This window comes from Kitasatospora sp. NPDC022785, assembly GCF_055561295.1.
This window is the reverse complement of sequence record NZ_JBVHHB010000033.1, coordinates 56,342-78,328: the sequence shown is the minus strand read 5'-3', so window position 1 is coordinate 78,328 and position 21,987 is coordinate 56,342. Positions and strand designations below refer to the sequence as shown.

Below are 21,987 nucleotides of genomic sequence, written 5' to 3'. Positions count from 1 at the left end.
GGGCGGACCGCAGGCGAGCCCGAGCTCGACCCAGGAGCACCCGGGCTCGCGCTGCGGGCGCACCCGCAGCCAAAAGTTGAACGCGTTCAATTCGTGGGTCTAGAGTCGTGCTGCGCAGGTGGGACAAGGCCCCGCCTGTCCTTCGGCATGGAGGTTGGCACGATGGGCACTGATTCCGAGGCGATCCTGCGGCGGGTACGCCGGTGGCTGTGGACCTTCGTGGTCTGCCTGGTGCTGAGCGGCCTGACCGCCTTCCCGCTGGAGACCGAGACCAGGTGGCTGGCCGGATTCGCCACCGGCCCGGCCGCCCCCGTCACCGACCACCTGCCGGCCCTGGTCGAGTGGCTCGAACGGGTCCGCGACGGCCTCGCCGAGACCAACGCCCGCTACCCCTTCCTCGCCTACGGCACCGACTGGCTCGCCTTCGCACACCTGGTGATCGCCGCCGCCTTCCGGGGGCCGCTCAAGGACCCGGTCCGCAACATCTGGGTGGTCCGCTGGGCCGTCCTCGCCTGTGCGGGCATCATCCCGTTGGCCCTGATCTGCGGTCCGCTTCGGGGCATCCCGATGTACTGGCGATTCATCGACATGTCGTTCGGCGTCGTCGGCGTCGTCCCGCTGCTGATCGTGCTGCGCGCGCTGCGGCCCCTGGAACGGGCCGCCGACGCGGCTGCCCGCGGCACCGCCGCCACCGGGTGAGCCGTCCGGGGGAACGCCCGGGCAGTGGGCCGCCGGCGGGGCGGGCCGGTGCCCGGGCGGACGGCGCCGGGCTTCACACGCAGGCCCTACCATCTGGCTCAACAGCTGTGGGAGGCGGACGGGCGTGACCGATGCGGTGATCGATCTCAATGCGGACCTCGGTGAGGGGTTCGGGCGGTGGACGCTGACCGACGACGAGGCACTGCTCTCCGTGGTGACCAGCGCCAACGTCGCCTGCGGCTTCCATGCCGGGGATCCGTCGACCATGCGCCGGGTCTGCGCGCTGGCCGCCGAGCGCGGCGTCCGGATCGGTGCCCAGGTCTCCTACCGCGACCTCGCCGGCTTCGGCCGGCGCGCGATGGACGTCCCGCCGGAGGAGTTGGCCGACGAGATCGCCTACCAGATCGGCGCCCTCCAGGTCTTCGCCCGTGCGGCCGGCTCCCGGGTCTCGTACGTCAAACCGCACGGCGCCCTCTACAACCGGGTGGTGGGCGACTCCGAGCAGGCCGAGGCGGTGGTCGCGGGCGTCCTGCGGGCCGGGGCGGTCTGCGACGGCCCGCTGCCCGTGCTCGGCCTGCCCGGCTCCCGCTTCCTGGCGGTCGCCGAGGGCGTCGGACTCCCGGTGGTCACCGAGGCGTTCGCCGACCGCGCGTACACCTGGGCCGGCACCCTGGTACCGCGTCGCGAGCCGGACGCCGTGGTGCACGACCCCGAGACGGTGATCACCCGCGCGGTCGGCATCGCCCGGGACGGCACGGTGGAGGCCGTCGGCGGCGAGCCGATCGCGGTCGAGGCGCGGTCGCTCTGCGTCCACGGCGACACGCCCGGCGCCGCCCAGCTCGCCTGGCGCATCCGGGGCGCGCTCGCCTCGGCGGGCGTGCGGGTGGAGGCCTTCGCGTGACGGCGGCGGGGGGCGGCGAGGGCCGGGGGGACGGTGCGGGCCGAACGGGTCCGGGCGCCGGGGCGGCAGGCTCGGGCGCCGAGGGCTCGGGCGTCACGGCGGCGGGGGGCCGCGAGCCGGAGCTCCGGCCGGCCGGGGAGCACGCGCTGCTGGTCGAGGTCGCCGGGACGGCCGAGGTGGGCGCCCTGTACGCCTGGCTGCGCGAGCGGCAGGGCGCGGGCGAGCTGCCCGCCGTCGAGGAGATCGTCCCCGCCGCCCGGACCGTCCTGCTGGACGGCGTCACCGACATCCCCGCCCTCACCGCCCTGCTGCGGACGGCCCGCCCGACGGCGGCGGACGCGACGCCCGGCCCGCTGCTGGAGGTGCCGACCGTGTACGACGGCGCCGACCTCGCCGAGGTGGCCGCGCTCTGGGGGGTCTCCCCCGAGGCGGCCGTACGGATCCACACCGAGCCCGAGTACGTGGTCGCCTTCTGCGGCTTCGCCCCCGGCTTCGGTTACCTCACCGGCCTGCCGGAGCAGTACGCGGTGCCTCGGCGTGCCACCCCGCGCAGCGCCGTCCCGGCCGGCTCGGTCGCCCTGGCGGGCCCCTACACCGGCGTCTACCCGCGCTCATCCCCCGGCGGCTGGCAGCTCCTCGGCCGCACCGGCCTGCCGCTCTGGGACGCCGCCCGCGAACCGGCCGCGCTGCTCGCACCGGGTGTGCGGGTCCGGTTCACGGCGGCGCGGTCCACGGCGGACGGGGCCGCGGCGAACGGAGGCACGGAGGACGGGGCCGCGACGACGCGGGGTGACCATGGCTGAGCGGGAGCCCGGGGCCGAGGCCGGGGCCGAACTGGAGGTCGTCCGGCCCGGCCCGCTGACCACCGTGCAGGACCTCGGGCGCCGGGGTGTCGCCCACCTCGGTGTGCCCCGGGCGGGTGCGCTGGACGAGCCGGCGCTGCGTGCGGCCAACCGGCTGGTCGGCAACGAGCCCGGCGCGGCCGCCCTGGAGACCACCCTCGGCGGGGTCGCGCTGCGCGCGGACCGGCCGGTGGTCGTGGCCGTCACCGGTGCGCCCTCCCCGGTCCGGGTGGACGGGCGGCCCGCCGCGTGGGGCGCGACCGTCGCCGTGCCGGCCGGCGGGCTGATCGAGGTCGGTGCCGCCACCCACGGCGTGCGCGGCTACCTGGCGGTGGCGGGCGGGGTCGCCGTCCCGCCCGTGCTCGGCAGTCGCTCGGCCGACCTGCTCTCCGGCCTCGGCCCGGCCCCGCTGGCCGCCGGCGACCGGCTGCCGGTCGGGCCGCCCCCGCCGTACCGGCCTGCCCCCGACCTCGTGCCGCTGCCCGCGCCCCCGGCCGAACTGGTGCTGCGGCTGCGGCTCGGGCCGCGCGCCGACTGGTTCGAACCGCAGTCGGTGGTCTGGCTGGCCCGCGAGCGCTACCGGGTGGCCCCGGCCAGCAACCGGATCGCCCTGCGGACGGCGGGCCCGTCGGTCAGCCGGGCGCGCGGCGGCGAACTGCCGAGCGAGGGCATGGTGCTGGGCGCCGTCCAGATCCCCCCGGACGGGCTGCCGGTGGTCTTCCTCGCCGACCACCCCACCACCGGCGGCTATCCCGTCCTCGGTGTCGTCCCGCGCGCCGACCTCGCGGCAGCCGCCCAGGCCCGCCCGGGGACGCCGGTCAGGTTCGTGCTGCTGCGGGGGCGGTAGCGCGTTCCCGCGGCAGCATGGTGAGCCGCGCGAGGAAGGGCCGCCGCTGCGCGCACCCGTGGCCGGCGACGACCCGTCCGGGCGACGCGGTCGGGGTGGAGCAGTCGGGTGTAGCTGTCGGGGTCGGGCGTGGCAGTCGGGCGCAGCAGTCGGGGTCGGGCGTAGCAGTCGGGGCGTAGCAGTCAGCGGGACCGCCCCAACAGGGCCTCCGCGATGGCGCGTTGGGCCGGGTCGACGACGGTCTCACCGCTCTCGATGCCCCAGAGGGTGTTCTGCAGGACGCGGGCCAGCGTCCAGCAGGTGGCGCGGTCGCGGTCGAGGGCGAGGGTGTCGGTCAGCAGGTCGAAGCGGCGGCGGAGGGCACGCGGGACGTCGCCGGTGGCGGTGAGGTCGCCCCAGCGGTTCCACAGGGCTGGGAGGAGCTCGAAGCCCGGGTCGCCCGCCAACGGTTTGGGGTCGATGGCGAGCCAGGGCGCCCGGCCGGCCTGTCCGGAGGGGGCGAGCACGTTGGCGTAGTGCAGGTCCCAGTGGAGCAGACGGTCACCCGGTTCGTGCCGGACCTCGCGGAGGGCGGCGGCGCAGTCGGCGAGCAGGCGCCGGTCGGCCGGGCCGGTCAGTTCGGCGAGCGCCTCCGGCACGCGGGTCAGCGTCCTGTCGGCGACCTCGGCCAGGCTCCGCAGGCCGGGCGGGGCCCGGTGCGCCGTCAGCCGGGCCAGCAGGTCGGCGACGACGCGCACGGCGGTGAGGTCGTCCGGCACGGTGAGCAGGGAACGGTCCGGGTCCAGGCGTTCCAGCAGCATCGAGCCGGTTTCCGGCTCGTGGGCGAGCAACCGGACGGCTCCGTTGCCGCCCCAGGCGCGCAGGGCGACGGGCTCGCCGGCCGTCTCCTCGTCCACCGGCTGGAGCTTGAGCGCGGCAGATGTGCCGTCCGCGCGCAGCACCGGGAGGACGAGGCCGACCACGCCGTGGGCGGGTGCGCCGTCGGGGCGCAGCGACCACCTCTCCAACAGCTCGGCGGCGAGCGCGGGGAGGCAGGCGGCCCAGTCGCGGCCCCGGTCGCCGAGGCACTCGGCGAGGGAGGCGGTCAGCGCGTCCGGGACGCGGACCGGTGGTTCGAAGGTGGCCGGCATGGCAGGCGGCTCCTGGGCGGCGGAGCGGACGCGTGGCGGACGGGGCAGGCGCGTGTCGTACGGGCGGACGCGTGTCAGGCCAGTGTGGCGCACCGCGCCGAAGTGACACGTCGTGCCGCTGAGGCAGGGCAGGCCACCATGACACGCCCTGCCGCATCAGCGTGTCATGCCACCACGGCGCGACGTGCCAGGGCCACGGCGGCGGCCTCGGCGAAGCCCTCCGGATTGTCGAACATGATGTTGTGCCCGCAGTCCGGGACGGCCACCACCGCCACGCCCGCCTCGCGCAGCCGGTCCGCGCCCTCCGGTGCACCGTCGGCCTGCGGGTGGAGGAAGGTGCGCGGGACGTCCAGGTCGAGCAGGAGCTCCCGCATGGTCGGAACGGTGCCGCGGGCGAGGTTCACGGCACTGCGGTGGAGGGCCTCGGGGCCGGCCAGCCGCATGGTGGACCACCAGAGCGGGCCGACCCACCGGCCGACCTCCTCCCGGCCGCCGGCCAGGAACTCCTCCTCGGTGAACGTGGCGATCCCACTGCTGCCCGGGCGGCGGGTGGGCGTGATCGGGTCGAGGTTGGAGTCGACCAGGAGGAGGTTGGCGACCAGCCGTGGATGCCGGTGGGCGAGCACGATCGCCACCGCGCCGCCCATGCTGTGCCCGACCACCTCGACCTCGGCCAGCCCGGCCGCGTCCAGCGCCGCCGCCACCGCGTCGGCGTGGGCCTCCAGCGTGTAGGAGAAATCGGCGGGCCGGTCGCTGATGCCGAAGCCCAGCAGGTCGAGCAGGAGCGAGCGGCGCCCGGCGATCAGCGGGTGGGCCGCGGCTGCGGCGAAGTAGACGGGCGAGCTGGCGCCGAGACCATGCAGGTAGAGCCGGGCCGGTTCGGCACCCGGCAGCTCCACCCAGCGGATCCGGTCGCCGTTCGGGGTGACGGTTGCGTGATGCACGGTCGTTCTCCTCCTCGGGTCGGGGTATCGCAACGTTCGCTGTCCAGTCGCAGGAACCATACATCGAGATCGAGGTATAGCGGTAGCGATATAGTGCACGAGCGCCGGCCGACGACCATGCGAACTCGGAAACGACTCCGGACGCCCGGGCCGGCCCCGCGAACCCCTGAACCCGACAACGACCCTCGGAGCCCGGGGGCGACCCTCTGAGAGAGTGGTCCCATGCTGAAGCTCGCGATCCTCGGGTTCCTCCACGACCGGCCCCTGCACGGCTACGAGCTGCGCCACCACCTCGCAGCGCTCACCGGGCACGTCCGGCCGATCAGTGACGGCACGCTCTACCCGGCGATCAAGCGACTGGAGTCCGGTGGCCTGCTGGTGCGCGAGACCGAGCCGGGGACGGCGGCCGCCCCGCGCCACACCCTCCACCTCACCGAGGCCGGGCGGGCCGCGCTGCTCGACCGGCTGCGCACTCCGGACGAGCTGGACATCAGCGACGAGAACCGCTGGTTCACCGTGCTGGCCTTCCTCCGCCACCTCGACGGCGAGCCGGCCGCCCAGGCCGCCGTACTCCGCCGCCGCCTGGCCTTCCTGAGCGAGCCGGCCAGCTTCTTCTACGACGGGGCACACCCGGTGGGCGCCGAGGAGGCGACGGACCCGTTCCGCCGCGGGATGCTGCTGATCGCCCGCGCCACCACCGAGGCCGAGCTGACCTGGCTGCACGACACCCTCGTGGAGCTGGACCACAACGAGCAGCAGCCCGGACGCACCGGGCAGTAGCCCCGGACGCACCGCGAAAAACGCCGCGGCCCGCACCGACCGTCGAGCGGGTCGGTGCGGGCCGCAGGCGAGCCCCCGGCGCCTTCGGGGCGGGCGCTCAGTGCTGGTGGTGGGCGTGGACGACCGCATGGCCGCGGCCGCGCCCGATCATCCACTTGTTGACCGGCACGGTCAGGGCGAAGGCGAGGGTGAGCGAGCCCGCCAGCGCGATCCAGAACAGGAGGTCGCCGAGGCCCGCGTCCATCGCCCCCGGGACGGTGACCATCACAGTGTTGTCGATCAGCTCCATGACCAGGATCGAGACGGTGTCGGCGGCCAGCGCCACCTTCACCGCGGCCCGGACGTCCAAGCCCGCCTTGAGCACGCCGCGCATGGTGAGGGCGTAGCCGAAGACGAAGGCCAGCAGCACCGAGAGCACCACGGTCGCGCCGTTGTGCAGGCCGAAGGCGGTGCCGAGCACCATGCCGAGGATCTCGCCGATGGCGCAGCCGGTGAGGCAGTGCAGGGTCGCCTGCGCGGCGGTCCGCCAGCTCGCCCCGCCACCGTGCGCGGCACCGTGACCGGCATGACCGGCATGACCGGCATGGCCCGCATGGCCGGCGTGGCCGGCGTGGCCGGCGTGGCCCGCGTGGCCCGCGTGGCCGGCATGGCCCGCGTGGCCCGCGTGCAGGTCGTGCCCCTCGTGCCCGGCCGGGTGGCCGTGCTGCTCGTGGTGGCCGTGGCCGGTGTGCTGCTCGTGCTCGTGCTGTGCGGGGTGTGCCATGTCGTCCTCCGCTTGCCCTGGCGCTTCGTTCCTCGCTCCGTCGGTGATGAACATATACCCCCTGGGGGTATGCCGCAACCATGTCTCCGACGCCCTCTTCCCCACCTCCGCGGACCCGTGTTCCGATGGGACGATGACTGATGAGCGACGCAGGGGCTACGACGGCACGGGGCCGGGCGCGATCACACCGGACGGCTGCGCCGTCGAGCTGTACACACGGCTGCCGGTGCACGGCGAGCCGGAGGTGATCGAACAGGCGGTGCCGGCCGGCGCGCGCATCCTCGAACTGGGCTGCGGCGTGGGCCGGGTGACACACCCGCTGCTCGAACGAGGCTTCACGGTGACGGCCGTGGACGAGTCCGCCGAGATGCTGGCCCGGGTGCGCGGGGCCCGGACGGTCCGCAGCCCGATCGAAGGGCTGGACCTCGGCGAGCACTTCGACGTCGTCATGCTGGCCTCCTTCCTGGTACACGCGGGTGACCTGGAGGTCCGGCGCCGGCTGCTCGCCACCTGCCGGCGGCACGTCGCCGCGGACGGCTGCGTCCTGATCCAGCGGGAGGGCGAGGACTGGCACCGCGAGGTGCCGCGCGAACGCCCGCTGGGCCGGGACGGACTGGTCCGGATCGCCTCGTCCACGCCGGTCGGCGAGGGGGTGAACTCGGTGGTCGCCGAGTACGAGTTCCCGGACGCGCGCTGGACCCAGACCTTCCTCTCCCGCCCGCTCGGCGCCGCCGAGTTCGAGCAGGCGCTGGCCGACGCCGGCCTGGCCGTGGACCGCTACCTGACCGACGACCGGACCTGGGTCAGGGCGCGGCCGGACACCGCCTGAACAGGGCTCGAACACCGGCCGCGCCGGTGGAGCGGGACCGGGGCAGGGGTGAACGAAAACCCGTCACCTTCACCGCGTACCATCAGGCGCGCGCCGGGCCCTCGCGCGACCCGAGCGTCGGGCGGAACCGGCCGTTCGCATGCCACCGGCATGTGCCCCGAGCATGCCGTCGGGCATGCTCCCGCACCGACGACCGACAAGGACCGCTGATGCGCATCGAGCGACGGATACCCCGGGCGGGTGTCCGGTGATCGAATGGTTCCACGGAGCCGTCCTCGGCCTGATCCAAGGGCTCACCGAGTTCCTGCCGATCTCCTCCAGCGCTCACCTGCGGGTCTTCTCGGCCCTGCTGGGCTGGGACGACCCGGGCGCGGCGTTCACCGCCGTGACCCAGCTCGGCACCGAGTCCGCTGTGCTGATCTACTTCCGGCGCGACATCGCCTCGATCGTGAAGACCTGGACGCTCTCACTGTTCCGGCCCGCGCTGCGCTCGCACCAGGACGCCCGGATGGGCTGGTTCGTGATCATCGGCACTCTGCCGATCGGCATCCTGGGCAAGCTGTTCCAGGACACCATCGAGACCAACCTCCGCGACCTGCGGATCATCGGCACCACGCTGATCGTCTTCGGCCTGATCCTGGCCGTGGCCGACCGCACCCGGGCGGTCCGGCACGCCAAGCCGATCACCGACCTGACCCTGCCGCACGCCGCCGTCTACGGCATGGCGCAGGCGCTGGCGCTCATCCCCGGCGTCTCGCGCTCGGGTGGCACCATCAGCGCGGGCCTGCTGCTCGGCTACAGCCGCGAGGCGGCCGCCCGGTACTCGTTCCTGCTGGCCATCCCGGCGGTGCTCGCCTCCGGCCTGCTGGAGCTGTTCAAGATCGGCGAGGGCCCGGCCCCGGCCTGGGGCCCGACCGTCCTGGCCACTCTGATCGCCTTCGTCGTCGGCTACGCGGCGATCGCCTGGTTCCTGAAGTACATCTCGCACAACAGCTTCATGCCGTTCGTGGTGTACCGGGTGGCGCTCGGCATTCTGATCATCGCGCTGGTGAGCGTCGGCACCCTGGCGCCCGACGCCGGCGTCGTGAAGTAGGCGGCGTCCCAGAAGCAGCCGGTCCAGAAGCCTCCGGCCCCGAGCAGCCCTTCAGAAGCCTCCGGGCCGCGAAGCAGTGGATCCGAGAGCAGCGGCTGCGGAAGCCGTGCCCCTCCGGAGCAGTGGCCTTCCCGAGTAGAACGCGGTTCCACCGCTCCACCGACAGCGGCGGGCCGGGGCCCCTCACCAGGTGCCCCGGCCCGTTTCGTCGTCCCGGAAGCGGCTCACGGCCGCGCTCGTCAGACAGTCCCCCGCGCCCTAGCGGCTTCGCTCGCGGGCGGCGGTCAGCCGGCCCCGCACGGCGGCGTGGACCTCGGCCTCCTCGGCCGGGTCGGCGGCGAGGCGGCGCAGGCGCTCCAGCACGCGGGCGTCGCCGGTGGTGGCGACGTGCCTCGCGGCGAGCTCCCGGGTGGACTCCTCGCAGTCCCAGAGGCACTCGACGGCCGGCCCCTCGGGGAAGTGCACGTCGGTCACGGCGAGCGCCCGGGCGGCGCGGCCGCGCAGTTCGGACGAGGCGGCCTCGCCGTAGATGTGGCGCAGGACGGGGACGGCTTCGGCGGCGGCAAGCCGCCCCGCACCGTCGACCAGCGTCCCGAGGCCGGTACCGGTGCCGGTCACGCCGCGCACCGAGATCCAGCGACGCAGCCCGGCGACCACCAGGGGCGCGTCGCAGGGCTCGCCGGCGTCGGCGAGCAGCTGGACTGCGGCCTCGCCGAGGGCGCTGTCGGCGCCGCCGGTGGCCGGGTCGGCCCAGCGGCGGGCGTGCGCCAGCACCTCGGGGCCGCGCATCCGGCCGAGCAGTTCCAGGGCGGCGCGCACCATCCGGTCGTCCACGTCGGCGGCGGCGGCCTCGATCAGGCCGGCCGCGGCCGGATCGCGCCGGTCGACCAGGTACCGGAGGGCTGCCCGGCGGGCGCCGGGCAGGCCGCTGCGGGCCGCCTCCAGCACCGCGGGGCGGTCCTCGGGGCGCACCACCGCGGCCAGGCAGCGCGCGGCCGCGGCCGCGCGCCGGTCCACGGCGTCGGGGCCGGCCGGGTCACCGGCGTCGCGGGCGGGCTCGGGGCGGTCGGGCTGGCCGGCGAAGGCGCCGGCGCTCAGGCCGCCCAGCTCGCCCTGGTCGGCCCAGGCCAGCACGTCGGCGGTGGACCAGCCGGGGGTGACGCCGCTGCGGTTCAGCTGGCGTTGCCAGAGGTCGAAGGGGGACTGCTCGCTCGCCGCGGCGACCCGCGGGTGGTAGGCCGCCCAGAGCCGCCAGGGCCGGGGCTCGTACGCGGCGCGGATGAAGTCGCGCAGCTCGGCATCGCCCTCGGGGCCCGGCGGGAAGCGGTCCAGCACGGCGGTGCCGAGCAGCAGCAGGCCGCGGTCGTCGTCCCGCAGGGCCAGCTCGTCCAGGGCCCAGGCCCAGTTGGTGCCGGTGGCGGCGTACTCGCGCAGCATCAGCAGCGCGTCGCGCCGGCCGTAGGCGGCGAGGTGGCCGAGGACGGAGAGCGCGAGGCCCGTGCGGCCCTCGTCGTCGTCGAGGAGGTCCTCCGGATCGTGGAGGTGGTCCTCGATGCCGCCGAGGGGCGCCTCCAACTCCATGTAGAGGCGTGCGTAGTAGAGGGAGCGGTTCTCGACCTGCCAGTCGGCCCGCGGGTCCCTGGTGACGCACTCCTCCAGCGCGGCGATGGCTTCGGTGCGGTCGGCGGCCAGCGCATGGAGCTGCCCGTCACCGCGACCTCGCTGAAGGAGGCCGAGGAGGCTGGCACTGGGTGCTATCACTGGCTCGAACATGAGGTCAGCATCCGTTGCGGCGGTCGTAGTGGCAACGGGATTTCCGTCGCCGGGGTCACTGGTCGGTACTGCGGTGGGCGCCCGGGCGCCGGAATCACCGAAGGTTACCGCCTCGGGCACCCCGCCGCACACAGGGCGACCGACCCTACTGTCCGGTTGGCATATGCCGGAGGAATTTTGCCGGGGATCTGCCCGAATCCCCCACGGGGGTCAGGCCGCTGTGCAACAGTCTTTTCACCACCCGGACAGGCCCCTCGAGGCCGCCACCTCCGACCGATGGAACCGCCATGAGCATGCCCAGAACCGCCGGCCGTCCGCCGGGCACCGCCGCGGCGGACGGGCCGGCGGGCAGCCAGGCGGACGGCGGCTCCCGGAGCGGAGCGGACGGTTCCACGGGCCACCGGGCCGGCAGCGGAACGGGCGCCGGGCCCGGAGCCGGGGCGGCCGACGACGCGGTGGACGGCAGAGTGGACGGCACGGCGCAGGCGCCGTCCGGCCCCGGAGTCGGCTCGGCCGAGTGGGATCTGCTCACCGACGACGTCCGGTGGTCCGCCGAGGTGTTCCGGCTGCTCGGGTGCGACCCCGGGCACGGCCCGCTCAGCCTCGACCGGCTGCCCGACCGCCTCGACGAGGCGGACCGGCCACAACTGCGCCGCATGATGACCGAAACCCTGGTGCACGGACGCCACGCCTACGGCACCCTTCAGGTACGCCGCCCCTGCGGCGGACACGGCGCGATCGAGTGCACGGGCGAGCCCGTGCTCGGCACCGACGGCACCGTCACCGCGCTGCGCCTGCTGATCCGCCCGGCCGACCGGGCCTGAGCCTCCTCCCGTCCCGCACGAGGTTCCGCGCAAGGTCCTACGCGAGATCCCACGCAAGGTCGCGCACGAGGTTCCGCACGAGCTCCCGCACGCGAGGTCCCGCACGAACGCCGCCGGTGCCGGCCTGCCCCGCGCCGAGACCGGATCACGGTCGGACCGAAGTCGACGACCCCCGGGCTCAGGCGAGCTTCGGCCGGTTCTTGGCGTCCGCCTGCCGCAACTCCCGCCCCAGCTCCGCACGGAGCTCGTCCACCACCGGCACCCCCCGGTAGCGGGCGGTCAGCCGGTACATCTCGCGCAGCCGGTCCCAGGTGCGGTGGGAGGAGTTCTGGCCGATCAGGTTCATCGCCATCTTGGCCTGGAGCTCCGCCGCGTCCGGCTCGCCGGTGAGCCAGTGCACCGAGGCGAGGGTGATCCGGTCGAAGAGCGCCGAGCGCAGCTGCCCGGTGCCCTCGCGGAGCTTGATCACCCGCTCGGCCTGCTTCCGGGCCTGCGGGGCCGCCGACGGGTCGTGCTCCGCGAGGGTGCGCAGCACCAGCGCCTGCATGCCGCGCAGCTCGGCCTCGTCGAAGACCTGCATCCAGGACGGCGGCGGCTCGGGGACGTCCTCGGCGAAGAGGTCCTCGGCCTCGCCCAGCAGCCGCCAGGTGTCCTGGGAGTGCCCGATCGAGGCGTGCGCCCAGGCCTCCACGGTGTTGAGCATCGCGCGCGTTCTCGGCAGCGCCCGGCCGCCGCCGGCCTTCGCGGCCGACATCAGGTCGAGCGCGTCGTCGGCCCGGCCGAGGTGGACCATCTGACGGGCGGCGCGCGAGATCGCCTCGCCGGCCCTCGGGCGGTCGCCGGCCTCCTTGGCCGCCTCGGCGGCGATCACGAAGTACTTCTGCGCGGTCGGCTCCAGGCCGACGTCGTGCGACATCCAGCCCGCCAGCACCGCGAGGTTGGCGGCGACCAGCCACAACCGCCGCTCCACCGCCGGGTTGTGGCGGCTCGTCAACAGACCGCCCACCTCGTTGAGCTGACCCACCACCGCCTTGCGCTGGAGGCCCCCGCCGCGCGCGGCGTCCCAGGCGCGGAACACCTGCACCGAGCGCTCCAGCGCCTCCACCTCGTCGAGCCCGACCGGGCCCGCGTCGTACACGTCCACCACCGGGCGGCCACCGCCCTGCCCGGTGACCACCGGTCGCGGGCCGGGCACGGAGGCCGCGTACGCGACCGCGTCCCCGCCCAGCCAGCCTTTCAGGGAGTCGGCGACGACCGCCCCGGCCGTGAGCGCGGCACCCGCGCCCACCAATCCACGTCGGTTCAGCATGAGGTCCATTCCCGTGAACTCGGTGAGGACCGCGGCCGTACGATCCGGCTCCCATGGATGTGCTGCGGGCTGCGCCGCTCCGGTCCTGGTGGGCCGGTGTCGTTCCAGACCGAGGTCCTCAGTGGTGACGACACGGCCGAGCCGCTCCGTGAACACGGTTGCCAGCACCCTCGGCACCGGATCGCGCGGGATCTCCCCCTGCTCGATCCACCGCCGGACCCGTGAGGTGTCGGTGGACAGCTGCTGCTGTCCCATCGCGGCACCACGCCGGTTGACCAGCCGTGCCAGCTCGCCCTTCGACCACCCGGTCAAGACGAACAGATCGGCGAGTCGGGTGTTGGGTCCCCTGCTCACGTGAAGCCCCCAGGTTCCTCGGCTGGTTCGAGGCTAGAGGCTCCGTCATGTGCCAGGCGAGCATTCGCCAGGCTTCGCCAGGGTCCGCCACATTACCAACCAGTGCCATCCGGGTGTGATGTAGAGGTGCGCCACCTCGCCCCTCGGGTCGGGCGGCGCCCCAGGCCGGACCGGGGACTCCCCCGCCCGTGTCAGGGGGCGTCCCCGGTCCTCACCCGAGGGGGTGGCGCGGCCGGGTGGCGCGGGGGCGCCGGGCACGGCCACGGCAGTACCGGCCGACCGCATTCCCCAGGGTGCGGGCGGCCGGAACACCGCCGCAGCAAGGGGCTTCGGCCCCCGCGTCCGTGCCCGGCGCCCGCGCTCCACCCACCGCACCAGGGCCGCCGTCACGCCAGGAAGCACGCGGCACCGGCCCTCCCCGCACCGCGGGGCGTACCCGCCGACGGACAGGAAGGGACCACCCTCACCCCATGTACTCCTCAGCGACCTCCCCCTCGCCGACCGCGACCCGCACCGCGCTGCGCCCCCCCACCGCAGCCACCGGCCGTCCCGGCCCCAAGCAGGTCCCGCCGCCGAGCCGCCCCGCGGCACCGCGCGGCACCGACGGCCGGTCCGCGGACGCCCGGGGCCAGGCCGCGCGCACGGCACTGGGGCTGCGCGCCCCCGACTCCGTCCTGCCGGGCGGCGCCCGCGTCCCGGCCGCCCGCCCGGGCGACGGCCGGATGCTGCGCCCGCCGATGCGGCCGGGCCAGCCCGGCACCGCCGAGCGGATCGACCCGTCGGCGCTGCAGACACCCGCGGTCCGGGCCGCGCTGGCCGGAGTCGCGCGGATATGTCCCGCCTTCACCCCGCGCCAGGTGCTGCGCGAGGGGAGCCGCCACATCCTGGTGGCGGGCACCATCGGGCGGGCGCCGGTGGTCGCTAAGTGCCTGGCGCCGCAGGCGGTGCGGAGTGAGTACTTCGAGCAGCTGGTGGCCGACTTCCACCACGAGGTCGCGGTCTACCGGGCCTTCGTCCGGCACCGTCCGCCGGTGCGGCTGCCCCGGCTGGTCGCGGCCGACCACGACCGCTGCGTGCTCGTCATGGAGCGCGTTCCCGGGCGGCCGGCCGCCCGGGAACGCCACCCGGTCAACGCGCCCACCCCGGGCGAGGTGCGGGCGCTGCTCGGCGCCGTCCGCACGCTCAACCTGTGGCGGCCGCCGACCGACGTGTTCCAGCCGCGGCTGGACTACCAGTTGGAGATCGCCCGCTACCACTCGGTGGGCCAGCTCACCGACCGGGACGCCGGCGACCTGCGCGGACTGCTGCACGGGCTGAGCCACACCCCGCTCCAGCTCTGCCACGGCGACGCCCTGCTCAGCAACATGCTGCTGGCGCCGTCCGGGCCGGTGCTGGTCGACTGGGAGCAGGCCGGCTGGTACCTGCCCGGCTACGACCTGGCGGTGCTCTGGAGCGTCCTCTCCGGGGACACCGCGGCCCGCCGCCAGATCAGCCAACTCGCCCAGAGCGGCGGCACACTGGCCCGGGACGCGTTCCTGGTCAACCTGGTGCTGGTACTGATGCGCGAGATCCGGCTGTACGACGTGCCGGGCGCCGGCGAGGAGCAGCGGATCATGATCCGCCGGCTGTACGACGACGCCGCACTGGCCCGCCGTGCCGTCCGCGCCGCCGTCGGCACACGCTGAGCAGGGTCGGCGGAAGCCGGCTGCGCGTCAGGCCCGACCGCGGGGCCCGGTCCTCAGGACCGGGCCCCGCGGTCCAGGGCGGCACGGCCGGCGGCGTCCAGGACGGCCTCGTCCGGGGCGAAGTACACCCGGCTGCTGAGCACGTCGCGCAGGTAGCGTTCGAGCGGGTGACGCCGGCTCAGGCCGGGATTGCCGGTGAGCGAGACGGCCTGCTGGACGGCCGTCGTCGCGGCGCGGGTGACCAGCAGGTGGGCGGGCCCGGTCCGGGCGACGGCGTCCGGATCACCCCGGTCGACGCGCCGGGCAAGGCCGTTGACCAGCTCCTCGGCGCCGATCAGCTGCGCCTCGATCTCGCCCAGCGCGCAGCGGTACCGGGGCAGGCGGCCGAGCGGCTCGGTCAGGTTGGCCGGGGTGCGCTGGTGCAGGAAGCGCACCAGCCAGTCCTCGGCGGAGCGGGCCACCCCGAGGGCGACCGCGGAGAGGGCCAGGTCGTGCCAGGCCCGGGTGAGTTCGGCGGCCGGCACGGCGGACTCCCCGACTCCGGTTCCCGAAGGGGCGGTTCCGGTTCCTGCCGGCGCGCTTCCCGAAGGGGAGGATCCGCTTCCCGAACGCGCCGCTCCCGACAGGACGGTTCCGGCGGGGGCGGCTCCCGAAGGGGCGGCGGATCCCGAGGGAACGGTTCCGGCCACGGTCCTCGGCACGGCGAGCCCGAGGGCCAGTTCGGCCGGCACCCGGACGGCGTCCAGCAGTACGTCATGGCCGGCACTGGCCCGCAGGCCGAGCTGGTCCCAGGTCGGGTCGACCTCGAGGCCCTCGCTCTCGCCGCGGACCAGGAACGTCCCGACCCGCGGCACCGGCTCGTCGGTCCGCGCGGTGACCGCCATCCAGGCGAGCGCCTCGGCGCCGGCGCAGTACGTCTTCCGGCCGGTGAGCAGCCATCCGTCGCCGTCCCGGCGGGCCGTCGTGGCCGGAATCGCACCTCCCGGCCCGCCGCTCTGGCCGCCGGGCTCCGCGTGCAGGGTGTTGACCAGCGCCGGCCCGCGCCGGGACTCGGTGAGCAGCCGCCGGTAGCCGGCCGCGGGCCAGCTCGCCACCCGGGCCTGCTCGGCGTGCCGGAGCAGGGTGAACGCGGTGACCACGGCCACCGAGGCGTCTCCGCGCCCGAGTTGGGCGAGCACCCGGACGGTGTCGGCGAGCGTCCCGCCCGGCCCGCCGTACCGCCGGTCGACGGTGAGGGTGAGCAGTCCGGCCTCGTGCACCGCCTCGATGCCCTGGTACGGGAAGGTGGCGTCGCGGTCGTGCTCCTCGGCCCGGGCGGCCAGCAGGTCGACGACCCGGGGCAGTCCCGCGAGGGCGGTGGCGACGGGCGACTGGTCGGCGGCGAAGGTGGTCGCGGTGCTGGTCATGGTACTGGTGCCTCCGGGCGGCAGCGTGGGCTCGGCAACTGCGGGCGGCACGCCGACGGGCGCGCGGTACCGGTTCGGCGGCCCCGGAAGTCAGCGGATCGCCCGCCCCCGGATCGGCGCCGGCCCTCCGGCCGGCCGCACGCCGCCTCGGGGACGAATCCCCCTCAGTGGCCCGGACACGCCGCGCTGGCGGTGCGCCGCAGGTCCAGATAGCTGCGGCGGGTCAGCAGCGGGAGACGGCACGACATGTTCGCGACTGTACGAACCGGTGATCGAAACCGTCAAGCAGCGACCGGGCCGCGGGACGGCCCCTTCGCTCCCGGCCTGCCCCGACCGTCCTCCTGGCCGTCCGCCTACCGTTCTCCTGGCCGGAATCCGACCGGGTACGGGGCGGGTACCGGTCAGCCCTGCTGGAACATGTCCGCCGGGAGCGGCTTGAGCAGCTGGTAGAGGTCGTCCGAAATCGGTCGGTCCCAGGAGGCGATGGTGACCTGCACGCCGTCGCTGCGCCCGAACTGGGAGCAGAACAGCCGACCCTCGCTGACCTTGACCTTCTTCACGATCAGCAGGTCGTCCCCGAGCATCACCGGGAAGTCCTCGGCCGAGACGAACTCGACCGGTTCCTCGTTCTCCAGGGCGGCGAGCAGCTGCCGGACCTCGAAGGGCACGTCGTCCCCGGTGTCGCGGGCCGGCGAACCCTCGGGGAGGTTGCCGATGAACATCGCCGGGCCTCTGCCGCCGAACAGGTCATAGCGCAGGAAAATCCCCTGGCAGGAGCCGTCCGGACCGGTCATCATGGCCGCACCGAAGTCGCCGGGCCAGTCGCCCGGGTCCATCGCGAGCACGTCGAAGTCCGGGCCGGTGGGCTGTCCGGAGCGACGGCGGAGAAAAGACATGGGAACATCGTACGTGCCCGGCACACCGCGCTCACGGGGTGGGTGGGGCGCCGGACGGAGATCCACGCTCAGAGACCAATGTTGACTCTGAGCAACCGTCCGGGCTACGTTCGGTTCAGCACGACAGCCGTTCTGGGTTTCACCCTCCGGGGGGACGGCATGTCGCAACGCGGCCCTACACGCGTATCCCTCACTGTGCACATTTGTCGTGCCGAACCGTCGAGCACCCAGCTTCGTCGTCGCACACAGCACTGCACAGCGAGCACAACACAGAAGCCAACAGTTCCATGCCACACAAGCAAGGTCCGCGGGGCCCCGGCCCGTCGCTCCCGCGGATCTGCTCGGGACGCCGCCGCGTGGGGGCGTGCGGGTCCCGAGCACCCGGTACCGGCTCCGAGTCGCTCTCGGTTCCGGTGCCAGCCTCCCGGCGACTGCCGGCCCCCTCGTGGGGCCGGGACCGGCCGACGCACCCCCGGTGCGCAGGGGACGACTGGGAGGCAGGCCTGGCAGTACTGCCGGGCTACACAGCAGGCGCCGTGTCTGGCCGCGTGGGGGCGGTGGGCACGGCGTCTGCCTGTGCTCATACTCTGAGCTGCGTTTGTCTAACAGTCAACAGAAATTATGACCGGGTACGCTCAAATGAGATCGGACCGATGCAACCCCGATGCCCAGGGAGTGCACAGCGGAACGGGCCCCTGGTCGGGGCCCGTTCGGGGGTCCGGGGCGAGGCCCGGCCGGCGCCTCAGGTGAGGTCGAACTCGCCGTCCCGGGCGCCGAGCACGAAGGCCCGCCACTCGCCCGGGGTGAAGACCAGAACCGGGCCGTCGTCCTGGCGCCCGTCCCGCATGCCGATGTAGCCGTCCACGAACGCGATCTGGACATCCCCGACGCCCTGACTGCTGCACAGCCAGGTGGCCCCGGTGAAGTCGACCTTCGGTTTCCCGTTCGGCGCGAGCTCCCGGACGCCTCCGGCCCCCTCGACGGCGGACCCTCCGGCCGCCCCGGCGGCCGATTCCACGTCAGTCCCGATGTTGGCTGCCACTGCTGCTCTCCTCCCGACGGTCTTCCGGGGCCAGCCTAGCCATCGCCACCGCCCCGGTCAGGGGGTTGCCGAGGACTCCCCCGACGGTGGGACTCCTCGCCCGGGCCGTACTCCGGCGAGCGGCCCCGCCCGCCCCTCGCCGCCCGCCGGTGGACCGGAGCCCCCCTCTCGCCGCTCGCCCCTCCGCCCTCACCCGTGGACCGGAGCCCCGGACCGGAGCCCCGGACCGGAGCCCCGGACCGGAGCCGGTGCGCCGGAAGCGCTGAGCGTGTCCCGCCCGGGCGGGCGGCGGGCGGCTGCCAGAGTGTGGGAAGCCCCCACCGAGCACCCCTCACCGAGCATCACCGAGCACCCCTCACCGAGCACCCCACCCCGCGCCCCCAGGAGCAGCCGATGAGCCGCCGGGACGGCACCCGCGCCGATGTCATCCCCATCTCCGACGCCCCCTCGGCCCACCCCCCGGCGCCCCGCACCCCGCCCTCGCGCACCCCGCTGCCCCGGCCGACCCCGGGCCGGCCCCCCACGCACGGCCGGGTCGGGGTCGTCCTGGTCTCGCACAGCCAGGAGCTGGCCGCCGCGGTCCGCGCCCTGACGCTCGCGCTCGCCGGCTCCGACTCCCCCGCCCCGGTCGCCGCGACCGGCGGCGACCTGGTCTCCGGCCCCGGCATCAGCGCCGTCCTGGTCGCCGCCGCCACCCGCCGGGTCGACCAGGGCCACGGCGTGGTGATCCTGGCCGACCTGGGCGGCGCGGTCTCCACCGTCCGCGCGCTGCTCGCCGCCGCGGACGAGCACGGCCTGCCGTTCCCGGTCCGCTTCGCCAATGCCCCGTTCGTGGAGGGCGCGGTGGCGGCCGTCGCCACCGCCACCGCGGGGGGCGACCTCTCCGCGGTGCTGGACGCCGCCGAGGAGGCGTACCGCCAGCACAAGGACTGAGCCGCCGTCACCGCCTCGGTTCCCGGGAGCGCTTCTCGGCGTTCCACCCCGCGGCGGGTGACCGCGCGGCTACCATCGGCGCAGGACCTGCCGGGCGGGCCGGTCGGTCGGAGGGGGGAACCTCAGCCATGCGCGTGGTCGTCACCGGCGGGGCCGGATTCATCGGAGCCAACCTGGTCCGGGCCCTGCTGGCCCGCCCCGAGGTGGACCAGGTCCGGGTCGTGGACGACCTGTCCACCGGCAGCAAGGCCAACCTGGCCGGCACCGGCGCCGTGCTCCACGAGGGCAGCATCCTCGAACCGGCGCTGCTGGACGAGGCGTTCACGGGCGCCGACGCGGTGGTGCACCTGGCCGCGCTGCCCTCCGTCCCGCGCTCGGTCAAGGACCCGCTGGCCAGCCACCACGCCAACGCCACCGGCACCCTGGAGGTCCTGGAGGCTGCGCGGCGGGCCGGCGGACTGTACGTGGCCGCCGCCTCCTCGTCCTCGGTCTACGGCGCCAACCGCGAGCTGCCCAAGCGCGAGACCATGCGCACCGCGCCGATGAGCCCCTACGCGGTGAGCAAGCTGGCCACCGAGTCGTACCTGGCGGCCTACTACCACTGCTACGGGCTGGGGGTGCTCCCGCTGCGCTTCTTCAACGTGTTCGGCCCGCTCCAGCCGGCCGGGCACGCGTACGCCGCGGTGGTGCCCGCCTTCCTGGACGCCGCGCTGGCCGGGCGGCCGCTGACCGTGCACGGGGACGGCGGCCAGAGCCGGGACTTCACCTACGTCGGCACGGTGACCCAGGTGATCAGCGAGGCGGTGGTCCGCCGGGTGGTGCACGCCGACCCGGTCAACCTGGCCTTCGGCACCCGCACGTCACTGCTGGAGCTGGTCGGCGAGCTGGAGTCGGTGCTCGGCCACCCCGTCGAGGTCACCCACACCGACCCGCGGCCCGGCGACGTCCGGGACTCCCAGGCCGACAACTCCCGGCTGCGCGGGCTCTTCCCGGACGTCCGCCCGGTGCCGCTGCGCGAGGGGCTGGAGCGTACGACGGAGTGGTTCCGGACGCTCTGAGGGCCTGCCGGGAGGGCATGCCGTGAGGGTGGCGGCCCGCGCGCCGCGTCACGGCGAGCGTTGGCCGTCGCCGTCCCGGACGTCCCCGCCCTGACCCTCGCCGTCCCGGCCCTCGTCACCCTTGTCGTCCCCGTCCCGGGCCTCGTCGCCGAACGGTCCGCCCGGCCCGAAGACCAGCGCGGCGAACCGTTCGCCGATCAGCCGGTGCCCGGCCGGGTTCGGGTGCAGCAGGTCGGCCAGACCCTCGGCGTCCTCCGGGCCCAGCAGCGCGAGCCCGTCCAGGTGGTGCAGGTGCGGGTCGCGGGCCGCCCGGGCCGCGGTGATCTCGGCCAGCTCGGCGCGGACCGCCTCCAGGGTGAGCGCACCGGCCGCGATGTCGGCCGGGTCGCCGAGCGCCGCGAACCGGGGCCCGTCCGCCGTCTGCTCGTACGCCGCCGGACCCGGGGTCCGTTCGAACGGTGGGCTGAGCAGCGGGGAGACCACCAGGAGCGGGGTGTCCGGGTGCCCCTCGCGGACGGTGTCCAGGAAGCCGTGCACGGCCGGGACGAAGGCGCGCCGGCGGAACGATGCCGCGGTGATGACGTTGATGCCGATCTTGAGGCTGATCAGATCGGCCGGCTGGTCGCGGATGGTGCGGGCGGTGAACGGGTCCAGATGGGCGTTGCCGGCCAGCGAGAGGTTGAGCAGGTCGACGCCGGCCCGCTCCGCGGCGATCCACGGCCAGACGTCGGCGGCCGAGTCGGCCTCCGGGGCCTGGCTGATCGAACTGCCGTGGTGCAGCCAGCGCCGCCGCGCGGTCGGCCGGGGCGGGTGGACCGCCGCGTCGGCGCGCAGGGCGACCAGCTCGACGGAGGTCCACTGCGGCAGCCACAGCTCCACCTCGCGCTCGGCGTCCGGGGCGCCGGGGTGGAAGCGCAGGACGGCCGGACCGCCGGCCGACGGCAGTGGCGCCCGGTCGGCCCGCACGCCGTCCAGCACCAGCTCGACCGCGCCCGGGTGCGGCGGCTCCGGCGCCGCGTGCAGGACGAGTTCGAGCACCGTCGCCGCCGTCCGGAAGGCCAGCCGCACGCCGGACGGCATCATGGCCACCCGGCGCACCGCGTCGCCCGGGAACTGAGCGGCCGTCCAGGCGGGCAGCCGCCAGGGCCGCAGACCGGCCGCGGTGCGCTCCAGGTGCAGCGCACCGCGGAACTCCACCGGCCCGGCCGGGAGCGGGACTTCGGTCAGCTCTGCCGGGGATCCGGTCACGGGCGCTCCTTGCCCTCCCACTCGAAGAAGGTCCCGCCCCGGGACTCCCTGGCCTGGCGCAGGCACTGGTGCTCCTCGTCGATCATCGGCGGCAGGTCGTCCAGGTCGAACCAGCCGACGGCGAGCGCCTCGTCGTCGTTCACCCGGGCCTCGCCGCCGACCGGCCGGCAGCGGAAGACGAGCACCAGGTACTGCGACACGTCGCCGTTGGGGTAGGTGATGTCGTCCGTGACGCGCACGCCGGCGAGCACCTCGGGGACGGCGACGACGCCGGTCTCCTCCAGGCACTCGCGCACCACGCCGTCGGCGGGCTGCTCGCCCGGGTCGAGGATGCCGCCGGGCAGCGCCCAGCGGCCGTCGTCGGCCCGCTGGATGAGCAGCACCCGGCCGTGGTCGTCCAGGACGACGGCGATGGCGGCGCTGAGCCAGAGCTTGCGGATGCCGACGACGGCGCGGAGGTCGGCGAGGAACGCGGGAATGGCCATGTCCCGCACCCTATCCGGCGGCCGGGAACGACGGGTCGGGGAACGACGCGTCGGAAACGACGGGTCGGGAAGCGGCCGGGAAGCGGTGGTCGGAACCGGTGGCCGGGAAGCCGCGGTCGGGGACCCCGGTGTCGGGAACCCCGGTG

21 protein-coding genes are annotated in these 21,987 nt (G+C 75.0%); 11 read left to right on the top strand and 10 right to left on the bottom strand.

What is annotated here, in order from left to right; all coding sequences use genetic code 11:
* Positions 1 to 162 precede the first annotated feature (162 nt).
* From ACZ3YO_RS35440 to ACZ3YO_RS35425, 4 genes are all read left to right on the top strand, one after another.
* Entirely contained in the window at positions 163 to 699 is a 537-nt protein-coding gene (locus tag ACZ3YO_RS35440) for a hypothetical protein (RefSeq protein ID WP_465577779.1), read from the top strand.
* A gap of 124 nt (positions 700 to 823) precedes the next feature.
* Positions 824 to 1,600 carry a LamB/YcsF family protein gene (locus tag ACZ3YO_RS35435; RefSeq protein WP_396324872.1) on the top strand — a complete coding sequence of 259 codons (777 nt, stop codon included), beginning with the start codon at positions 824 to 826 and terminating at the stop codon, positions 1,598 to 1,600.
* Positions 1,601 to 1,746: 146 nt separating this feature from the next.
* Positions 1,747 to 2,403: a 5-oxoprolinase subunit PxpB gene (gene pxpB, locus ACZ3YO_RS35430; RefSeq protein ID WP_465577823.1), complete on the top strand. Its 657-nt coding sequence runs from the start codon at positions 1,747 to 1,749 to the stop codon at positions 2,401 to 2,403.
* Positions 2,396 to 3,289, top strand: a complete 894-nt coding sequence (locus ACZ3YO_RS35425; protein ID WP_465577777.1) for a 5-oxoprolinase subunit C family protein — start codon at positions 2,396 to 2,398, stop codon at positions 3,287 to 3,289. Before pxpB ends, ACZ3YO_RS35425 begins: the two co-directional genes overlap by 8 nt.
* Before the next feature lie 182 nt (positions 3,290 to 3,471).
* Here the strand turns inward: ACZ3YO_RS35425 and ACZ3YO_RS35420 are convergent, their stop codons facing one another.
* Together ACZ3YO_RS35420 and ACZ3YO_RS35415 are read right to left on the bottom strand one after the other, a co-directional pair.
* A complete protein-coding gene (locus ACZ3YO_RS35420; protein WP_465577775.1) occupies positions 3,472 to 4,419 on the bottom strand; it encodes an aminoglycoside phosphotransferase family protein in 948 nt (315 codons plus the stop codon).
* Positions 4,420 to 4,583: 164 nt separating this feature from the next.
* Complete coding sequence (locus tag ACZ3YO_RS35415) at positions 4,584 to 5,363, bottom strand: alpha/beta fold hydrolase (RefSeq protein ID WP_465577773.1); 780 nt, start codon at positions 5,361 to 5,363, stop codon at positions 4,584 to 4,586.
* A 222-nt stretch (positions 5,364 to 5,585) separates the two neighbouring features.
* Here ACZ3YO_RS35415 and ACZ3YO_RS35410 point away from each other — a divergent pair, with 222 nt between their 5' ends.
* Positions 5,586 to 6,143, top strand: a complete 558-nt coding sequence (locus ACZ3YO_RS35410) for a PadR family transcriptional regulator (protein ID WP_465577771.1) — start codon at positions 5,586 to 5,588, stop codon at positions 6,141 to 6,143.
* A 97-nt stretch (positions 6,144 to 6,240) separates the two neighbouring features.
* Here the strand turns inward: ACZ3YO_RS35410 and ACZ3YO_RS35405 are convergent, their stop codons facing one another.
* The gene (locus tag ACZ3YO_RS35405) at positions 6,241 to 6,813 is read right to left on the bottom strand and encodes a DUF4396 domain-containing protein (RefSeq protein WP_465577821.1); all 573 of its coding nucleotides are present in this window, start codon (positions 6,811 to 6,813) and stop codon (positions 6,241 to 6,243) included.
* A gap of 226 nt (positions 6,814 to 7,039) precedes the next feature.
* Here ACZ3YO_RS35405 and ACZ3YO_RS35400 point away from each other — a divergent pair, with 226 nt between their 5' ends.
* A complete protein-coding gene (locus ACZ3YO_RS35400) occupies positions 7,040 to 7,735 on the top strand; it encodes a class I SAM-dependent methyltransferase (protein WP_465551207.1) in 696 nt (231 codons plus the stop codon).
* Positions 7,736 to 7,985: 250 nt separating this feature from the next.
* Positions 7,986 to 8,828 carry an undecaprenyl-diphosphate phosphatase gene (locus ACZ3YO_RS35395; RefSeq protein WP_396324897.1) on the top strand — a complete coding sequence of 281 codons (843 nt, stop codon included), beginning with the start codon at positions 7,986 to 7,988 and terminating at the stop codon, positions 8,826 to 8,828.
* 258 nt (positions 8,829 to 9,086) lie between these two features.
* Here ACZ3YO_RS35395 and ACZ3YO_RS35390 read toward each other — a convergent pair whose 3' ends face one another.
* Positions 9,087 to 10,601: a HEAT repeat domain-containing protein gene (locus tag ACZ3YO_RS35390; RefSeq protein WP_465551205.1), complete on the bottom strand. Its 1,515-nt coding sequence runs from the start codon at positions 10,599 to 10,601 to the stop codon at positions 9,087 to 9,089.
* 287 nt (positions 10,602 to 10,888) lie between these two features.
* Between ACZ3YO_RS35390 and ACZ3YO_RS35385 the strand changes: the two genes are divergently transcribed.
* Positions 10,889 to 11,425 (top strand): PAS domain-containing protein, encoded by a 537-nt coding sequence (locus ACZ3YO_RS35385; protein ID WP_465577769.1) that lies wholly within the window; start codon positions 10,889 to 10,891, stop codon positions 11,423 to 11,425.
* A 178-nt stretch (positions 11,426 to 11,603) separates the two neighbouring features.
* Here the strand turns inward: ACZ3YO_RS35385 and ACZ3YO_RS35380 are convergent, their stop codons facing one another.
* Positions 11,604 to 13,088 (bottom strand): DNA-binding protein NsdB, encoded by a 1,485-nt coding sequence (locus tag ACZ3YO_RS35380; protein ID WP_465577767.1) that lies wholly within the window; start codon positions 13,086 to 13,088, stop codon positions 11,604 to 11,606.
* Between the two features lie 470 nt (positions 13,089 to 13,558).
* On the opposite strand from ACZ3YO_RS35380, the gene ACZ3YO_RS35375 reads away from it, so the two are divergent.
* On the top strand, positions 13,559 to 14,773 hold the full coding sequence (locus ACZ3YO_RS35375; RefSeq protein WP_396324861.1) for an aminoglycoside phosphotransferase family protein: 1,215 nt from the start codon (positions 13,559 to 13,561) through the stop codon (positions 14,771 to 14,773).
* Between the two features lie 53 nt (positions 14,774 to 14,826).
* Here ACZ3YO_RS35375 and ACZ3YO_RS35370 read toward each other — a convergent pair whose 3' ends face one another.
* The 3 genes from ACZ3YO_RS35370 to ACZ3YO_RS35360 all read right to left on the bottom strand — a co-directional run bounded on the left by ACZ3YO_RS35370 (position 14,827) and on the right by ACZ3YO_RS35360 (position 18,117).
* Positions 14,827 to 16,179 carry an acyl-CoA dehydrogenase family protein gene (locus ACZ3YO_RS35370; protein WP_465577764.1) on the bottom strand — a complete coding sequence of 451 codons (1,353 nt, stop codon included), beginning with the start codon at positions 16,177 to 16,179 and terminating at the stop codon, positions 14,827 to 14,829.
* A gap of 401 nt (positions 16,180 to 16,580) precedes the next feature.
* Positions 16,581 to 17,075, bottom strand: a complete 495-nt coding sequence (locus ACZ3YO_RS35365) for a hypothetical protein (RefSeq protein ID WP_396324859.1) — start codon at positions 17,073 to 17,075, stop codon at positions 16,581 to 16,583.
* A gap of 742 nt (positions 17,076 to 17,817) precedes the next feature.
* Positions 17,818 to 18,117, bottom strand: coding sequence for a DUF397 domain-containing protein (locus tag ACZ3YO_RS35360; RefSeq protein WP_465577762.1), 300 nt, complete (start codon positions 18,115 to 18,117; stop codon positions 17,818 to 17,820).
* A gap of 393 nt (positions 18,118 to 18,510) precedes the next feature.
* Between ACZ3YO_RS35360 and ACZ3YO_RS35355 the strand changes: the two genes are divergently transcribed.
* Positions 18,511 to 19,050 carry a PTS-dependent dihydroxyacetone kinase phosphotransferase subunit DhaM gene (locus tag ACZ3YO_RS35355; RefSeq protein ID WP_465577760.1) on the top strand — a complete coding sequence of 180 codons (540 nt, stop codon included), beginning with the start codon at positions 18,511 to 18,513 and terminating at the stop codon, positions 19,048 to 19,050.
* A 128-nt stretch (positions 19,051 to 19,178) separates the two neighbouring features.
* On the top strand, positions 19,179 to 20,108 hold the full coding sequence (locus ACZ3YO_RS35350) for an NAD-dependent epimerase/dehydratase family protein (RefSeq protein WP_465577758.1): 930 nt from the start codon (positions 19,179 to 19,181) through the stop codon (positions 20,106 to 20,108).
* A gap of 48 nt (positions 20,109 to 20,156) precedes the next feature.
* Here ACZ3YO_RS35350 and ACZ3YO_RS35345 read toward each other — a convergent pair whose 3' ends face one another.
* Positions 20,157 to 21,356: a GDSL-type esterase/lipase family protein gene (locus ACZ3YO_RS35345; RefSeq protein WP_465577756.1), complete on the bottom strand. Its 1,200-nt coding sequence runs from the start codon at positions 21,354 to 21,356 to the stop codon at positions 20,157 to 20,159.
* Entirely contained in the window at positions 21,353 to 21,841 is a 489-nt protein-coding gene (locus ACZ3YO_RS35340) for an NUDIX hydrolase (RefSeq protein WP_465577754.1), read from the bottom strand. Before ACZ3YO_RS35340 ends, ACZ3YO_RS35345 begins: the two co-directional genes overlap by 4 nt.
* Between the last annotated feature and the right edge of the window lie 146 nt (positions 21,842 to 21,987).

What these genes read in the sequence shown, in the direction of transcription:
- ACZ3YO_RS35350 (WP_465577758.1), top strand. Translation starts at nt 19,179, where the DNA reads ATGCGCGTGGTCGTCACCGGCGGGGCCGGATTCATCGGAGCCAACCTG.
- ACZ3YO_RS35355 (WP_465577760.1), top strand. Translation starts at nt 18,511, where the DNA reads ATGAGCCGCCGGGACGGCACCCGCGCCGATGTCATCCCCATCTCCGAC.
- ACZ3YO_RS35340 (WP_465577754.1), bottom strand. Translation starts at nt 21,841, where the DNA reads ATGGCCATTCCCGCGTTCCTCGCCGACCTCCGCGCCGTCGTCGGCATC.
- ACZ3YO_RS35365 (WP_396324859.1), bottom strand. Translation starts at nt 17,075, where the DNA reads ATGTCTTTTCTCCGCCGTCGCTCCGGACAGCCCACCGGCCCGGACTTC.
- ACZ3YO_RS35390 (WP_465551205.1), bottom strand. Translation starts at nt 10,601, where the DNA reads ATGTTCGAGCCAGTGATAGCACCCAGTGCCAGCCTCCTCGGCCTCCTT.
- ACZ3YO_RS35375 (WP_396324861.1), top strand. Translation starts at nt 13,559, where the DNA reads ATGTACTCCTCAGCGACCTCCCCCTCGCCGACCGCGACCCGCACCGCG.
- ACZ3YO_RS35425 (WP_465577777.1), top strand. Translation starts at nt 2,396, where the DNA reads ATGGCTGAGCGGGAGCCCGGGGCCGAGGCCGGGGCCGAACTGGAGGTC.
- ACZ3YO_RS35440 (WP_465577779.1), top strand. Translation starts at nt 163, where the DNA reads ATGGGCACTGATTCCGAGGCGATCCTGCGGCGGGTACGCCGGTGGCTG.
- ACZ3YO_RS35420 (WP_465577775.1), bottom strand. Translation starts at nt 4,419, where the DNA reads ATGCCGGCCACCTTCGAACCACCGGTCCGCGTCCCGGACGCGCTGACC.
- ACZ3YO_RS35410 (WP_465577771.1), top strand. Translation starts at nt 5,586, where the DNA reads ATGCTGAAGCTCGCGATCCTCGGGTTCCTCCACGACCGGCCCCTGCAC.
- ACZ3YO_RS35400 (WP_465551207.1), top strand. Translation starts at nt 7,040, where the DNA reads ATGACTGATGAGCGACGCAGGGGCTACGACGGCACGGGGCCGGGCGCG.
- ACZ3YO_RS35370 (WP_465577764.1), bottom strand. Translation starts at nt 16,179, where the DNA reads ATGACCAGCACCGCGACCACCTTCGCCGCCGACCAGTCGCCCGTCGCC.
- ACZ3YO_RS35385 (WP_465577769.1), top strand. Translation starts at nt 10,889, where the DNA reads ATGAGCATGCCCAGAACCGCCGGCCGTCCGCCGGGCACCGCCGCGGCG.